This window comes from Sphingobium lactosutens DS20 (assembly GCF_000445105.1).
Classification (GTDB): Bacteria; Pseudomonadota; Alphaproteobacteria; order Sphingomonadales; family Sphingomonadaceae; genus Sphingobium; species Sphingobium lactosutens.
In genome coordinates, this window is the sequence record NZ_ATDP01000036.1 from 21558 (window position 1) to 35846 (window position 14289).

Consider the following 14289-nt stretch of genomic DNA (forward strand, 5'->3'; position numbering starts at 1 on the left):
TGCCAAGCTCAAATCTGCCGTCCTAAGTGTCCAATCTGGCGGAAAATTCCTGCCAACCAGCCCGCCGTAATTCGCAAGCCGGGCAGTGGCCGCAGCCCGCACCCCACTCATGCGTCGTTCCCCGATCGCCGAGATAGCAGGTGTGCGATTCTACACGCACAAGATTGACCAAGTCCGGTCCACCCAGCGCGTGGGCAAGCGACCAAGTCGCCGCCTTGTCGATCCACATGAGCGGCGTATGAAGCACGGAACGCTGTTCCATGCCCAGGTTGAGAGCCACTTGGAGAGCCTTGATCGTATCATCGCGGCAATCCGGATACCCAGAGTAGTCGGTTTCGCAGACCCCTGTGACGATGTGCTTGATGCCGCGGCGATATGCGACCGCAGCCGCAAATGTAAGGAACAGCAGGTTTCGGCCAGGAACGAAGGTGTTCGGCAGACCGCTCGCTGCCATTGCAATCTCGACGCCGGTCGTGAGTGAAGTGTCGCTGATCTGCCCAAGCGCAGCGAGTGCGATCATGTGATCGGTCCCGAGCTTGGTTCGCCAGTCAGCCTGTAGCTCCATCATACCCGCGCGCAACCGGTCTCGGACTTCGAGTTCGACACGGTGGCGCTGGCCGTAGTCAAAGCCGATTGTTTCGACGTGGTTGAAGCGGTCGAGGGCCCAAGCCAAACACGTAGCGCTGTCCTGCCCGCCGGAGAACAAGACCAGTGCGCTGCCGTCTGCACTGCTCATGCTACCACCTCCTCACCCCAGTAGGAACATGCCTCCCCGCTGCTGTCGCGATAGACAGTGACCTTGTGGAGGTTGCCGATCACCGGCGACAGTCGCTTCCAGATCCACCGGCTAAGATTCTCCATGGTCGCCGGACCAAGGTCGTTGATCTCGTCCAGGAAGCGATGATCAAGAGCGTCGCGTGCTCCCTCCATCGTCCGCTGCAGTAGGCCCAGGTCCACGACCATGCCTGTCGTCGGGTCGGGCAGCCCCCTTACAAACACCTCCGCCCGATAGCTGTGGCCATGGATCCGCCGGCTGGACTCGGTCTCGATCACTCGGTCGAGCGTATGGGCCGCGTCGAAGCGAAACTGCTTGCTCAGTTCGAACATCAGCGAATTCCGATCATCTTGTGAGACTGGATGGAGAGGCGCCATTGCGGGTTTTCGGTGCAGAAGCTGATGGCGGCTTCGAGGTTGGCCGATGCCATGGGTGAATCCATGGGCTGAAGAAAAAAATGCTCGAATTCGAGGCCGGCAAAGTGCTCGGGCCTCGCCTCGGCCTGAGGATAAACCAGCTTCAGCTCATGGCCCGTCCGCAGAACAAGTTCAGCCCGCCCTTTTGGGCTGACACAAATCCAATCAATCCCTTCGGGCGCGGGTTGCGTGCCGTTGGTTTCGACGCCGATTTCGAAGCTACGCCCATGGAGCGCGGCAACGAGGGTTTCATCGACCTGCAAAAGAGGTTCCCCACCCGTCAACACGACATACCGCTTGTGAGCGGGCCCAGCCCACTCTCGTTCGATCGCTACCGCAAGCGCCTCCGCGTCGACAAATCGCCCACCGCCCGTCCCGTCCATTCCAACGAAGTCAGTGTCGCAGAAAGTGCAGGCAGCACCCGCCCGGTCCTCTTCGCGTCCCGACCAAAGGTTGCAGCCAGCGAAGCGGCAGAAGACCGCCGCACGGCCGGACTGCGCCCCCTCCCCTTGAAGCGTTTTGAATATCTCCTTGACGGCGTAGGCCATCAAGCTCCCTCCGCTTGTTCGAACAGAGGCGTGGGGGCGATGCGCGCGCGCTTCCGTAGGTCCGCTTTCACGATCGAAACGAGATAGTGCTTTAGCAACGCGATATCGCGATTGACGTTCTGCAAGCTATTCCAACGGCGAATCTCGCCGCCGATTTCCCACTCGCCGCCGGTCCAGGCTGTTCGTCCCTTCAGGCACTCGAGACCTTCACGGAAATCCTCCACCGACTTTGCGTCCATGCGAGCGGCAAGCACTTCCATAACATCGCCCATCGCCTGGATGCCCGCCCCATGGAGAAGGCGCGAGGTAGCGGGCTTCTGCCCGTGCCACGCTTCCGGGAACACCTTCTTCACGGCCTCGAAGAAGTTCGAGACCAGCCGAACACACCGATCGCGACCGCGTGGCGTGTCGATGAGTTCGCGCATCACCCCATTGGTCAGCGATTCCATGATAATCTTTTGCACGACGGTGTCGGCGATAATGCCGTCCGGCTGGGTATGCTGCTTGATGTAGCCCTGCAGCGCTGTGTGCTCAAAGTTCAGACGAGCAGTTAAGTCGGCGGCAACCGACCTGCGGCTCAGCCGCGGGGGCAGATCATTGACCGACGGCAGGAGCTCGTAAATGAGCGACTTCGGCAACGGTTTAGTGTTGTTTATCAGAACGAACTGCCGCCGGAGTTCAGCTTCGTCGCGGCAAATAAGGGCCGAGACGAAGACCTGGAAATCCCGATCGACCTCCGACAGAGCGGTGAGACGTTGCTGGCCGTCAACCACAAGGCCGGGGACACCTTGGCTCATGTCGATCGTCAGGCGCACCGTCCCGTTCCCGAGGTCCTCGACGTTCGTTTGTTCGGTGAAAGCCACCACGATGGGGTTTGGGAGCACCGCGTCAGGCTTTTCGAGATAGTCCCGGATTTCACGGATATGCGCCGCGACCTGCGGCCGCTGGAAGCCGCTCAGTTCACCCTGGGCATCGCGACCGATGCGATCGATCAATGCAAAGCGCAGGACGTCAGCCGCTCGGGCCGCGAACGTCAGCACGGTGTGCTCGCTGCTTTGCTTCGCCTGGACTGCGAAGAAGGAAAGAGAGTCAGTCGACGGCACGCTTTAGGTCCAATCGTTCAATGTGGTCCTGATAGACAGCGAGGTTATGGATTCCCCGCCGCTTGTTGCGGTTGCTACCGCGGAAGATGATCACGTCGATCGCAGCGTCCCGACAGATCTTGCAGGAGCATTGCTTCCACGGCTGCTCGGCGAGGGTCGCGCGGTAACGCTGGGCAAGCCGTGTTAACGATACGCTGCCCTTGCAGTCCTCGTAGGGCTTCTCCTCTACGAGAGGAGCGCTGTAGACGAGGACATTGTGCAACGTGTCTTCGAGTGCCGCTTCGCCCCGGTCGAAAGCCCGCAACGATTCCAGTGCCAGAGCCTCGAGGCGAATGAGTTCTTCCGCCCGGAACATGCCCTTCTTCACGCCCCGCTGTAATTTTGGATTCTCGATCGCCTGCGGCACCCGGATCGAGGTGAAGTAACGCAGGCCCAGGCCCTCGCCGGGCAGATAATAGTTTTGCTTGGCGTCCTTGAAAGCACGTATCAACGGAGAAGTTGTATCGAAACTGGCAATATCATAGCCGTGGAAGCTATCGATATCGTCCGCCTTCGCGAAGCCTAGGATATGCAGGCGGGTGGCCGAAGGCACGGCTGCTCGAATTGCCTCTAGGCAGAGTTTGATCTCCGGCGATTTGAGCGGCACCATGCCACCTAGCGCTAGGTAATCGTAGCCCATTGCGACAAGGCGCCTAGCTGCTTCTGCCATGCTTCCGGGAGACCATCCCTGAATCACGCCAAGCGGGGTGAAGCCAGCATCGATTGCCCTCGCCTCGCGAAAGAAGGCATCCGCGTTCTCAAGGGTGATATCGAACCGGGTCTTGGCATTATCGGAGCCACCCTCGAGCGCCTTCCCGCCCGGATCGAAATCGAAAATGATATGGTCGACGGAGCAGCCGTGCGTGAAGCCGCATTCATCATAAAATTCAACCATTTCAGCCGGCGAATAGGGCGGTCGCTCTTCCTGAACATAGGTGAATGCGCCGCAGTCACCGAATATATCGAGATGGGCAAACTCTGGCTTATCTAGGCGCAAAAATTTCCGAACGCCGACCAGATGAAAACGCCGAGCCTGGCTCGCTGTGTACTTCCCCTTCACGCGATGATCGCCCACGATGCCACGGGACACGAGAACCCCGTCATATGGCGCATAACCCAGGATCTCATGGGGATATGCGTCATCCCAATAGGGTTGACGCTCGGCTGGGCTACGGTCGGCGATAAAGTCGAACGCTGGGTCAACATAGTCCAGGCTGTCGGCGAAGATGAACTTCATGCCGGCATCCTCGCCAATTCCCGCTCCATCCGGATGAGATGCTCGCTCAGTTTGTTGATATGCTGCGGTGTGGACTGCAGTTCATTCCACGCAAGGCCGAGGCCCTCCCAGCGGCCTGCAGTCCAGCGGCATTGCGGCGCAAGGCGCCTGAGGATGTCCCGCACAACGGACGCCTTGTCAGCAATGCCGTCGGCGCGAAACATGATCATGTCCATCAAGGCCCCCATTGCCCTGATTCCCACGGAGTGCATGAGACGACTCTCTTTTGGTGGCTTACCCCATGCATCGGGGAAGGTGTCCCGAACCGCCGTCCAGAACGTGATAAGCGTTTCGTACATGGCGGTTGTGTCGTTGCCGTCACCATTCTGCTTGAACTGGCCCAAAGCGCCGGCGGTCGTGCGGAGGCTTGCCTTCATCGCCTCGATCAGAGCGTTATCGCTCACGATCCCTGTGCCATTCTTGGGATCGGATTCCCGCTTGATGAGGCCATGGAACGGCGACTTCGGATCGCTGTTCAACGCATTGCAGAGCTCGCTCGGGAGTTGGCGTGCCGCGAGATTTCTGGGAAGCTGAACCGAGACCTCTGGCAGCAATTCGTCGATGAGACCCGTGGGCAGCTTCTTCGACTTATTGACGAGGATGAACTGCTCTCGTTGCGTTGCAACCTCATCTGAGACGAAACCGATAACCGGCACGGCAATCTGCCGGTTCTTGGCCGCAGCCAGAGCAAGCGAGCGCTGTTGCCCATCGACAATCCAAGCCGCCCTTTCTCCCTCGGGATAAAGGGGGATGCTAAGGGTGCCAGCGTCGCCAACTTCGCACATGTTCCCCGGCGCACGACCACGCGCTGACGCGAAATCGACTTCTGGCGAAAGCGCCAGGATGATGGCGTTCGGAAACAGGACCGGGCCGCTGTCCAGAAAGCTCGTGATTTCCTTGACGTGCTCGCGGATCTCGCGGCGTTGAAACCCCTTCAACTCTTGATCTTCTCGACGGACACGGCTGATATCCGCGATGCGGTCTATATCGGCGCCGTAGAGGAAGAATGCGAAGACGCCAGTACCCTGACCCTGCTCCGCTTTCACGGCTCGAACTCTGAGATATTCGCGTGCAGTCATGCTCGCTCACTCCGAATGATACGAGCCAGGCCGACGTAGCGGCCTTGCTCGCATGCGACATTGAATTCACCCCGAAGTCGGGGAAGAGACATCCCCTTGGCATCATCCCAATGGGCACGCAGGATTTCGAGGATCGCAGGATCTTCCAGGCGCAAGCGCGCTGGACGCTCGGGCTTTCGCCAAGCGCCGACGATATTCCGCACCTCGCGCGCATGCTCCGCTGGCGAACGGGTGTCGTTCGGCAATAAAATTACATCCGAGAAATGTCGCGCGGCGCGGCTAGAGAAGTCGCTTATTGTGCCGGGGATCGGACTGTCGGGGCCGTCCAATCTCTCATCGTAAGGCATTACTGACGAGCGAAGGCCCGGATTTATCCGGCCCATCGGAGCACGCGTAAACAACCGCAAGCGAGCGCGAACCGCTTCGGGTAATGTCAGCATGTCGTCCGCGATCATCTCGATATAGGCGTCCGAGAGAGCCGCGAGAATAAGGCCTTTGGTATTTCGGAGAGCCTCGAGAAGGCTTGTCCCGAACGGCGAGACCTTGTTGAGCGCAGACCACCACTGTGGTGAGGAAAACGCCCCGCGCACTCTCGATGCTACGCTATCGGTCGAGCCAGGTACGATCGTGCAAGCATAAGAAGGCACCTGCGTCGTGGCGTCCACCAATCCAAGGCCGGCCGAAACGATAAGCAGACGCGCTTCGAGCACGCCAGCGACGCTCCGAGCCTCTTGGAAGCCTCTTCCGCCGTAGATCGCGGCAGGCAAATAGCACTCTCCCGCCGAAGCCAGTCGCTTTGCCCATTGCCCGGCCACTTCCGTAAGCGACGCTGTTTCCACCGCGCAAATGCGGAGGTCGGGAGCGACCTCTTTTCGCTTCCGGTTCGTACAAGTGGTTATGATCACGGCCACAGCCAAGCGCGTCTCCCTCGCATTTATCGCTATATCAGCGAGGGACCTTTTTCCACATTTAATTCACCAATCACTGCCGAATAAATGGCAATAAATGATGGAAACCGCGGGGCAAGTGGATATCTGTTTATGGCCTTACATGGCCACAAGGCGAGCATATAGCGTTGTTGCACCCGGTTAGGCGATGCCGTTTATGCGGCACGCCGCGCTGCGCATTGCCAGGCTCGGTGCTTCTCGATCAGCGGCCGCGCGATCGTTGCAGCGGCGGCCGTTCCTTGCCTACGTCCTGCCGCTTGCGGCCGGATGGCTCAACTGTCCGGACGGATGTGTCCCGCACTTTCGCGGCCTGAAACTGCCGCCCCGCCTGCAGATGCGTTTGTACCTTGTCGTTCGCGACCTTCATGACCCTGGCGACCGCTTCCGGATTGTCGAACAGCGCCGTGCGCACCACTGCCTCGATCACACGGAGCTGGCTCTGGGCCGCGCGCGAATTCTTCTCACGGGCTTGTGCTGAAGACGGTCGCCTCAATCCTTCCGGCGCCTGACGGCGGCTGCGATCGGGTTCGCGCGAGGCCGGCGCAGTGACGGTGGGCGCGATGCTGTTGCGGCTAGCCTCGCGCCGGATGCGGTCCAGCTCCTGCAAATCCCGTTCGCTCGGCCGATATCCCCGTACTTCCAAACCCTGGCGACCGGCTTCGAGCCACGCGGCCCTTCGGAACGTCTCGCTGCCCGTGACATGAACGTGCGACCACCCGCGGTAGCGAGCGATGGCAACGAGATCGCGCACGACCTCCTCACTTTCGCTCGAGGTGACAAGACGCCGTCCTTGGTCCCGAAATGCAGGCTCCTTCGCCTGGGCCGTCGTGAAGTAAGCCGGTTCCCCCGACCATTTGCCGGTCGACGAAAAGTAGCGCTTTTGCAGGGGCTCCGGTATGTCGCCGGCAGAAATTGATCGTGGCTGAACCCCCGCCCGCTCCTTGCCTTTGTTAGAGGTGCCGGGATCCTTGGGAATGTCGTCACGCGTGTCTTTCCCAGAACGCGGTACGGACTGACCTTCACCAATCGAAATGGCATTGGCGCGCTTCCTGGCGCCCCGCGAATTCTCGGGCTTCTCAGCGGACATGAGCTGTCCTTTCCTGGATAATGGATGTGGATGGCTGCCCGACCGGTGGCAAAAGTGCCCGCTCGACCATCGCCGACACGAAGGCGATCGCGGCGGCCTCGTCGCCCGGGGGCGGCAGGTCGGCCAGGTCGCCCAGAACCAGCATGTCATCCGTGATCTTGGCCGCACCTGCCAGCTCGGCGTCGGTCATTTCCCGCATCGCAATTTCCTCCTGTATGGTCCCGCCCGAGCTTGTCACCGGTTGCTGTGGGGCGCCGCTCAGACCGGATGTGCCAGCGCCCCACAGCGCTGAAGCCGACGTAGGTGGGGAAAGCATTGCCGCGATTGGACGGGCGGACAGCACAGGCGGAGCAACCACCCGTCGCGTGAAGCGTGGCATCCGGTAGTAGGCGATCTTGCGCCCTCGAATTGGTGGGATGCCGGCGCGAAGGAGCAGGAGTTCGTTCTTCGGCAGCTGCATGAGCTCTTGCGGCAGCAGGAGCGCGCGGCGCTGATCAGATTCCGAGATGCTCCGGTTCGCCAGCAGCCCGTGGATGGTACGGCTGCGGGATTTCACGTTCATCGTGAAAAAACCGAGCCGTTCGGAAAGTTCGTTCGCGACCTTTAGCTCCTTGGGCGTGAAGACCACCTCAAGGCCGCAATTGGCGATGATCTCGTCGGTGACATCGGGACCATAGATTGCGCGAAGCTGGGATCGGCTCTGAATGACCGGGACCAGGCGTAGGCCATAGCCGGCGACATAGGAGAAGCCGCTCGCAATCACCGAGGCTTTGCCGAGCCTGGCGAACTCGTCGAGCAGGACCAGGACCGGGACATTGGTCGCGCCCTCAGGAAGATCGCGGGTGTTGAGATCCACGAGTTGCTGTAGGAACAGGCTGTAGATCGGCGCGATGCGGTCGATATTGTCGGGCGACACGCCAAGGTAAATCGACATACGCCGACGCCGCACCTCGCGCAGGTCGAAGTCGCTTTCCGAGGTGGCGGCATCCACCATGGGGTTGAGCCAGAGATTGAGCCGCGCGGTGATGGTCTGCTTGATCCCGGAAAAGGTGTTGTCCGAGGCCGAGGTGAAATCCTGGATCGCGGACACGCAGGCTTGGCTGAGGCGCTGGCCCACCCTGCGGGCTTCCTGAAGCGCTGCGGGAAGGTCGCTCTTGGGATCGCCAGTCGTGAGGCGGCGGTATATCTCGCCGATGGTGAAGGGCAGGCCCGGGTTGGATGCGACCAGGGCGCCGACGCCGACAAAGGCCGCTCGCGCAGCTTCCGCCCAGAATGGATCGGATCGCTCCGGCGCGGGGAAAAGCATGACCGCGATCTTCTGCAGCTCGTTGACGACTTCGATGTCATCAGTCCGTCTGATGTGCGCCAAGGGGTTGTACCGCGCCGTCCGCCCCTCCGCATCGAGCGGATCGAACAGGTGCACGGCCTGGCCGGCCCGCGCACGATACCCCGCGCTTGCGCCCCAGTTCTCCCGTTTCACGTCGAGCACGACCACCGAATCTGGCCAGGTCAGCAGATTGGGAATGACGACGCCCACGCCCTTGCCCGCGCGTGTGGGCGCCTCGAGCAGAACATGTTCGCTCCCGCCGAATATCAGGAAACGCCCAGCCTTGCGGCCGACAACGATGCCGGCAGCGGCGCGAAGGCCCTCCCGCCGGATCTCGCCTTCGCGCGCAAACCGGGCGGTGCCGTGCAATGCCGGCCCGCGGCGCAAAATCCCGATTGCGAGGAGCCCAACCACAACAGCGCCCGCCAGCGCCCCGCGCTTTAGCCAAATAATAAGCAGCGGGTCCGCCCGATAGTACCACAACCATGCGGGCAAGGCCGTGATGTCAGTATTCGGGCCGATCTGGCCCATCCCAAAGAGGGCAACCAGCACTGCGATGGCGCAGCACAATAAGGTGCCGCCGGCAACGGACAGGCCGATGATCCAGAAGTTACGCTGCACCGGCATCGCCCAGCTTCGGGTGGAAGTAGACCTCTTCGACCTCGAAGCGACCGCCATGGCGCCGGGTCTGGACGACCACATCGATGAGCATGCGCAAAAGTCCGCGGATATCATCGCGCGCGAGATCGCGGCCGCCCTCGGATTCCTTGACGAGCAATGTCAGCTGCTCGAAGGCGCCCGCCGCAGAGCCAGCATGGACGGTGGTGATCGACCCAGGGTGCCCCGAGTTTACGTTGCGCAGGTAGAAGAAGGCGGTGCCGTCGCGCAGCTCCTGCAGCAGGATGCGATCGGGGCGCATACGCAGCGCGCTCTCGAGCAGCTGCTTGGGACCGACCTTCGCACGGCCCTGCCCTTCGCTCGAATAGACCATGTGAACGACATTGCGATGGGGCACGATGAGTTCGCGCGTGTCCTCGATCGTAAGCAGTCGCTCGTCGGGCGGGATGAGCTGGATAAGCGCTTTCGCCAAGGTCGTCTTGCCGGACCCAGTTGCACCGCTGACCAGGATATTCTTGCGCGCGGCGACCGCGACCTTGAAGAAGGCCGGCCAGTCCCCCGCGTCGCGAAGTGCCACCAACTCGGCGTCGGTTTCCGTAAGGCCCCGGGCGCTCGCGCGCGTCGTGTCAAAGAGGCCAGCGCGTGCGAGCTGGTCGATCGGCAGGGTTACGGTCGAGGGCTTGCGTATCGTAAAGGACGGGCAGCCGCTCGGCGTCACCGACGGGATCACGATCTGGCAGCGCTCGCCGCCTGGAAGGACGGTCGAACAGATCGGCGTCTGCCCATCGATGTCCTGGTGCGTGAAGCTTGCCGCGGCGACGGCGAGCGTTCCAAGCCACTCGCTGTCCAGTTCAGGCAACTCATGCCATCGCCACCCCTGCCGGTCCTCGATCCCCGCCTCGCCCGGGCGGTTGATGACCAGCTCGGTTACATCATCCGGCTCCAGCAACGGAAGAAGCGGTTCAAGATAATGGCGAAGGACGGCGGTATCGCGCATGGCTTACCGCCGCAGTTCCAGATTGTAGACATCGGCGAAGTTGAAGTCCTTGGCGACGAAGATACCGACTTCCTCACCCTGGTTCTTTTTCAGCACCGGCCGGATGTTGATGTTGTTCTGGAGCGCGATCGCGGCCCCTTCGCTCGGCGCGCGCGTGACATTGTTGAAATTGCCGTTGCCGCTCGAGACGGCTTGCCCGGCAATATAGGCGGCGTCATCGACGAGCGAGAGGAGCAGTGCGCCGCCGAACCGTGCCCAGAAGAAGCTGTCGACCACCCCGGCGAGCCCGGCGCGGCCGAGCGCGTCTGACCCAGGCGAGGCAAGGTCGATGCGGACGCCTTGCGGCGTCACCGCCCGGGTCCAAAGTACAAAGAGGCGGTTCTGCCCCTGTTGGATGCCTCCGCGATACTCGCCGAGCACGCGCGTGCCCTTTTCCATGAGCACGACCCGGCCATTCTCGGAATACACGTCCCGTGGAATCAGGCAGGACGTGTATCCAGGCTGCGCGGAATTGATGGCCGTCTGAAGGGTGCAGGGGATCAATGTCCCTGCGGTGATCAGAAAATTGCGATTGGGGAGCATCGAGGCTCGCGCTTCGCCTACGGCTGAGCTTTGTCGCAGCAAGTCCAGCGCATTGGGCGCACCGCCCTCAGCCCTCCCTAGCGTTCCTGAATTTTCGGTCGGTTGCGCGCCCGAGGGCGCCGCCGCCGGGCCTTGCGAGGCCTCGCCACCGAGATCGCGCCCGCCATAGGCGATGAGAGTAGATCGTCGCGCCTGGTCGGCCAGGTTCGGCCGGGCGCCCGTCCCTCCGGTCGGTCCTGGCGCCGCACCGGGCTGCATGGCAGGGACGATCTGACCGTCGGGGCCAGGAACCCCTGCTGCGGGATTGAGCACCGGTGCGTTGGGGTCGCTCCCGCCTGCGCCCAGCGGTCTCGGCTGCGGCGCGACCGCCGCGTAATCGACGGTTTCCCGCGCCACGATATCGCGCCGCTCTTGGGCCGCCCCGCCCGGGGCAGTGAGGTCACGATTGGAGGCCTGTTGGCTCGTTCCGGAATTAACCCACAGGATGCCGAGTACCATCGCCGTGCCGGCAAAGATGAGGGCGGTATTACGCTTGGAAGGCGTCATCCCCCCGATCGGCTCGATACCGCGCTCGTGCAGGATCTCGTCTTTTTCCGGCGTGAGATCGGCGCTCGGCAGAGGGCGCGAAACGGAGGATGGATCTTCAACCATGGCTCATTCCTGCGGATGTGTGATGGTGCGCTCGACATGGGGCGACCCGGTGTTCGTCCCGTGATCGACCCCATAGGGTTCTGGTGCCTGATTATAGATGCACAGCACCTCGCCGCCTCGCCGAAGGCGAAGCTGACGCGCCACCAAATGGACGACGACGAATTCGTCGCGGACATCGAAGGGAACCAGCGTCTCAGACCCGTCCGGTCGCACCAGATAAATGGCCGGGACCTCGCGGTTTGCCGGGAAACGCAACACCGTGAACTGACCGTTGTCGGAGACCTCCGACGGCTGAAGGTCGCCGGAGCCCTGCACCTTGTAGTTCATGTTGCGAGGCCCCTCGACGACCGCATGATCGAGGGCGCCGCGAACGGCCCGGCCCTCCAAGGCCGCTGCCTGCATGGCAAGCTGTGCCGTCCTGAGACGCTCGGCGCGGTCGGCGTCGTCCCTGGGATACCGGAACCGCACCTGAAAATAGGCTTGGCCGTTGCGGCCCGTGATCGGACCGCTGCGAGCGGTCAGCTCGAACGCATAGCTGCGCAATTCGCCTCCGCGCGACGTGGTGACGATGAGATTAGTCGGTCCGGCACGCTCCCGCGGCTTGAGGAACAGGATGTGTCCGGCGACGGCGACCTCCCAAGATATGGTGTCGCCCAGCGCGACGTGCTGGATCGTCTCATCGTCGCTCAGGACAATCTGTGTTGCGGTCCGGAACGTGCCGACGATCCGATAGACCTCGGCCTCTTCATATTCGACGAACTTGACGCGCGGGTCGGACGGACCACCTCGCGGAACTTCGACAGCGTGCGCCGCCGGCACAGGCACCAGCGCGCAAATGATGGCGGCGGAGAGCGCCCTCATCGGATCACCTCCGGATCGGCACGATAGTTTTCGACCTGGAATCCCAGCGGGTTCCGGTAGCGATCGCCTTCCGCCATGGGCGCGTTGGCGTAGGCGAACGTGATCGTGGCGATCCAATCGCTGTTCTGAGTGTCGGTCTCGGTCTGGACTGTCCGCGTGAACCGCACATTGGCGACGCGATCGTTGATGAAGGCGATGTTGCGCACACGCGCCTGCACGACCGCATTCTTGCCCCAGACATTCTGGGGACTCGCACCATTGTTGCTGCTGTAGAAGCGCGCCCAGCGCTGCTGTTCGGTCGGTTGCGAAAGGATCGTCACGAACCGAAAATTTTCTTCGGCTGCTGCCGGGATCCAGCTTTCGCGGGTTCTCACATACTGGGCGAGGAAGTATTTGGTGACCGCCTCATCGTAGCGCATCGGCCGCTGGGTGAGCGCGGTCTGGACATCTACCGCGCCGGTGGTCTGGTTGACGCGAATAACATAGGGCACGACAGTCTTGAGAGGCGTCAGAGCCGCAACTGCGAAGATCGATGCCGCGGCCAGGAGTGAGGCGATGGCCGCGATGCTCCAAGCGATGCGGGTCGAGCGCAACGCGTTCCGAATCCTGTCCTGATCCCAGCTTCGCGCGTCCCGGAAATAGCTCTGCAGCCCCGACGCCGGCACCGCCTCCGAGCGGTCATCAGCAGCTCGCATTGTGCGGTCCCCTTGGTGTGAACGAGACCTTGTCGTCCGAGGTAGACGGCGACGGTACGGCGGGCGGCGGGGGCGGATCGCCGTCTCGTGGATGGGACAGGGGCGGTATGGGCGGCGCTGCTCTCGGCGCCGTGGTCGCAGGCACAGGTGAGCCCGGTAAGACGCTTCCATAGATGTTCACGTCGCGCAGGTGATGGCCATTGCAAACCGCGAGCTTCTTTGGACCCGATGCACAGCCGACGACGCCGAGCGCAGCCAGAACAACGCCCAGGCAGGTGACGCTACGGCGGAAGCTAGGCGCGAGTATTGGTGAAGAAAAAGCCATGAGATGCCTCGCTACGCCGCTTCGATGGTGCCGCCGCGATGAGCGGCGCGCTCCAAGTTGCGGCTGTTGCGCATGACGCGACGCTGTCGGAAGGGAGATGCCATTGTGCCCCAGGCCGTTCCGGCGAAGGCACCCACGCCGGCAGCGGCTCCCCCGGCTATTCCCGTTGCAATGGCTGGAGCCTGGAAGAAGAAGATCGTGCCCAAAAATATGTACGCTGCAAACAGGACAGCACCGAAAGCCGTATCCACGACGCCTTCAGATGCTGCTGTTGCAGCCGCTCCGAGGTCTGTGATTAGGGTCGTGATGGCTATGATTACAGCAAGGAGAACGATATAGTTGAATACTTGGCCCAGCCAGCCGTGGAAAAAACGCCTCGTTGGCTCGAAGAGAGCTAGGGCGATGAAGATTGGGCCAAGTGCGATAATAATCGCCAACGCAACTTTGGCAAATATGGTAATAGCAAATCCAACCGCTGCCGAGAGCCCAGCTGATGCCTTCAGCCCCAGGCTCAGCGCATAGAGGACCAGTTTATATGGGTTAATGTCGCTGTACGTTGCGGCTTCAGTCTCTATCCGTGCAACTATAGCATCACTTTGAGTGTAATAGTCGTCGAAGGCCTCTCCTACTGTGTCGATCGTCTTACCGGCGAGAGCTTGGGAGATCGCATCGGGCATTCCGTGGAAGAGCGGCGTCGTGATCCAATCGGAATAGGCGACCGTCGTCGCAGCAACATACAGCAGACAGAGCTTCACCATCCGATAGAATAGCTCACCCCATGGTTCGCTGATGATGCCCCGCATCACCATGTAGCCGAACAGGGCGATGTAGATAACCAGCCCGACAGCGAGCGGACCACGGACAACCTCTACGACGTTTTGGAGACGCTCGTTGAGGAAAAGATCAAGCTTCCCATCAACGTTCGCGTAAAGTGAATTGAACATGTCCGTGGCCATGCGAGGC

At 61.6% G+C, this 14289-nt stretch carries 14 protein-coding genes; all 14 read right to left on the reverse strand.

From position 1 onward, the window contains the following. Nucleotides 1–22 precede the first annotated feature (22 nt). Complete coding sequence (gene queC / locus RLDS_RS30050) at nucleotides 23–736, reverse strand: 7-cyano-7-deazaguanine synthase QueC (protein WP_021224363.1); 714 nt, start codon at nucleotides 734–736, stop codon at nucleotides 23–25. After that, nucleotides 733–1107, reverse strand: a complete 375-nt coding sequence (locus RLDS_RS30055; protein ID WP_021224364.1) for a 6-pyruvoyl trahydropterin synthase family protein — start codon at nucleotides 1105–1107, stop codon at nucleotides 733–735. The genes queC and RLDS_RS30055 overlap by 4 nt, the downstream gene beginning before the upstream one ends. Continuing rightward, complete coding sequence (queE, locus tag RLDS_RS30060; protein ID WP_021224365.1) at nucleotides 1107–1739, reverse strand: 7-carboxy-7-deazaguanine synthase; 633 nt, start codon at nucleotides 1737–1739, stop codon at nucleotides 1107–1109. The genes RLDS_RS30055 and queE overlap by 1 nt, the downstream gene beginning before the upstream one ends. Then, on the reverse strand, nucleotides 1739–2842 hold the full coding sequence (dbpB, locus tag RLDS_RS30065) for a DGQHR domain-containing protein DpdB (RefSeq protein WP_021224366.1): 1104 nt from the start codon (nucleotides 2840–2842) through the stop codon (nucleotides 1739–1741). Before dbpB (RLDS_RS30065) ends, queE begins: the two co-directional genes overlap by 1 nt. Continuing rightward, nucleotides 2829–4118 (reverse strand): tRNA-guanine transglycosylase DpdA, encoded by a 1290-nt coding sequence (gene dpdA, locus RLDS_RS30070; RefSeq protein ID WP_021224367.1) that lies wholly within the window; start codon nucleotides 4116–4118, stop codon nucleotides 2829–2831. Before dpdA ends, dbpB (RLDS_RS30065) begins: the two co-directional genes overlap by 14 nt. Further along, nucleotides 4115–5236, reverse strand: coding sequence for a DGQHR domain-containing protein DpdB (dbpB, locus tag RLDS_RS30075; protein ID WP_021224368.1), 1122 nt, complete (start codon nucleotides 5234–5236; stop codon nucleotides 4115–4117). The genes dpdA and dbpB (RLDS_RS30075) overlap by 4 nt, the downstream gene beginning before the upstream one ends. After that, nucleotides 5233–6153 carry a hypothetical protein gene (locus RLDS_RS30080; RefSeq protein WP_021224369.1) on the reverse strand — a complete coding sequence of 307 codons (921 nt, stop codon included), beginning with the start codon at nucleotides 6151–6153 and terminating at the stop codon, nucleotides 5233–5235. The genes dbpB (RLDS_RS30075) and RLDS_RS30080 overlap by 4 nt, the downstream gene beginning before the upstream one ends. A 232-nt stretch (nucleotides 6154–6385) precedes the next feature. Next, nucleotides 6386–7270 (reverse strand): LPD7 domain-containing protein, encoded by an 885-nt coding sequence (locus RLDS_RS30085; protein WP_021224370.1) that lies wholly within the window; start codon nucleotides 7268–7270, stop codon nucleotides 6386–6388. After that, nucleotides 7260–9224: a type IV secretory system conjugative DNA transfer family protein gene (locus RLDS_RS30090; protein ID WP_021224371.1), complete on the reverse strand. Its 1965-nt coding sequence runs from the start codon at nucleotides 9222–9224 to the stop codon at nucleotides 7260–7262. The genes RLDS_RS30085 and RLDS_RS30090 overlap by 11 nt, the downstream gene beginning before the upstream one ends. Further along, nucleotides 9208–10212, reverse strand: coding sequence for a P-type DNA transfer ATPase VirB11 (gene virB11 / locus RLDS_RS30095; RefSeq protein WP_021224372.1), 1005 nt, complete (start codon nucleotides 10210–10212; stop codon nucleotides 9208–9210). Before virB11 ends, RLDS_RS30090 begins: the two co-directional genes overlap by 17 nt. Nucleotides 10213–10215: 3 nt before the next feature. Continuing rightward, nucleotides 10216–11445, reverse strand: coding sequence for a type IV secretion system protein VirB10 (gene virB10, locus RLDS_RS30100; RefSeq protein WP_021224373.1), 1230 nt, complete (start codon nucleotides 11443–11445; stop codon nucleotides 10216–10218). Nucleotides 11446–11448: 3 nt separating this feature from the next. Further along, nucleotides 11449–12306, reverse strand: coding sequence for a P-type conjugative transfer protein VirB9 (gene virB9 / locus RLDS_RS30105; protein ID WP_021224374.1), 858 nt, complete (start codon nucleotides 12304–12306; stop codon nucleotides 11449–11451). After that, the gene (locus RLDS_RS30110; protein ID WP_021224375.1) at nucleotides 12303–13001 is read right to left on the reverse strand and encodes a virB8 family protein; all 699 of its coding nucleotides are present in this window, start codon (nucleotides 12999–13001) and stop codon (nucleotides 12303–12305) included. Before RLDS_RS30110 ends, virB9 begins: the two co-directional genes overlap by 4 nt. A 336-nt stretch (nucleotides 13002–13337) precedes the next feature. After that, on the reverse strand, nucleotides 13338–14282 hold the full coding sequence (locus tag RLDS_RS30115) for a type IV secretion system protein (protein ID WP_021224376.1): 945 nt from the start codon (nucleotides 14280–14282) through the stop codon (nucleotides 13338–13340). Nucleotides 14283–14289 lie beyond the last annotated feature (7 nt).

Coding starts and splice junctions, on each gene's coding strand:
- RLDS_RS30115 (WP_021224376.1), bottom strand. CDS start 14,282: ATGGCCACGGACATGTTCAATTCACTTTACGCGAACGTTGATGGGAAG.
- virB9 (WP_021224374.1), bottom strand. CDS start 12,306: ATGAGGGCGCTCTCCGCCGCCATCATTTGCGCGCTGGTGCCTGTGCCG.
- RLDS_RS30085 (WP_021224370.1), bottom strand. CDS start 7,270: ATGTCCGCTGAGAAGCCCGAGAATTCGCGGGGCGCCAGGAAGCGCGCC.
- dbpB (WP_021224368.1), bottom strand. CDS start 5,236: ATGACTGCACGCGAATATCTCAGAGTTCGAGCCGTGAAAGCGGAGCAG.
- virB10 (WP_021224373.1), bottom strand. CDS start 11,445: ATGGTTGAAGATCCATCCTCCGTTTCGCGCCCTCTGCCGAGCGCCGAT.
- queC (WP_021224363.1), bottom strand. CDS start 736: ATGAGCAGTGCAGACGGCAGCGCACTGGTCTTGTTCTCCGGCGGGCAG.
- queE (WP_021224365.1), bottom strand. CDS start 1,739: ATGGCCTACGCCGTCAAGGAGATATTCAAAACGCTTCAAGGGGAGGGG.
- RLDS_RS30090 (WP_021224371.1), bottom strand. CDS start 9,224: ATGCCGGTGCAGCGTAACTTCTGGATCATCGGCCTGTCCGTTGCCGGC.
- RLDS_RS30110 (WP_021224375.1), bottom strand. CDS start 13,001: ATGCGAGCTGCTGATGACCGCTCGGAGGCGGTGCCGGCGTCGGGGCTG.
- virB11 (WP_021224372.1), bottom strand. CDS start 10,212: ATGCGCGATACCGCCGTCCTTCGCCATTATCTTGAACCGCTTCTTCCG.
- dpdA (WP_021224367.1), bottom strand. CDS start 4,118: ATGAAGTTCATCTTCGCCGACAGCCTGGACTATGTTGACCCAGCGTTC.
- RLDS_RS30055 (WP_021224364.1), bottom strand. CDS start 1,107: ATGTTCGAACTGAGCAAGCAGTTTCGCTTCGACGCGGCCCATACGCTC.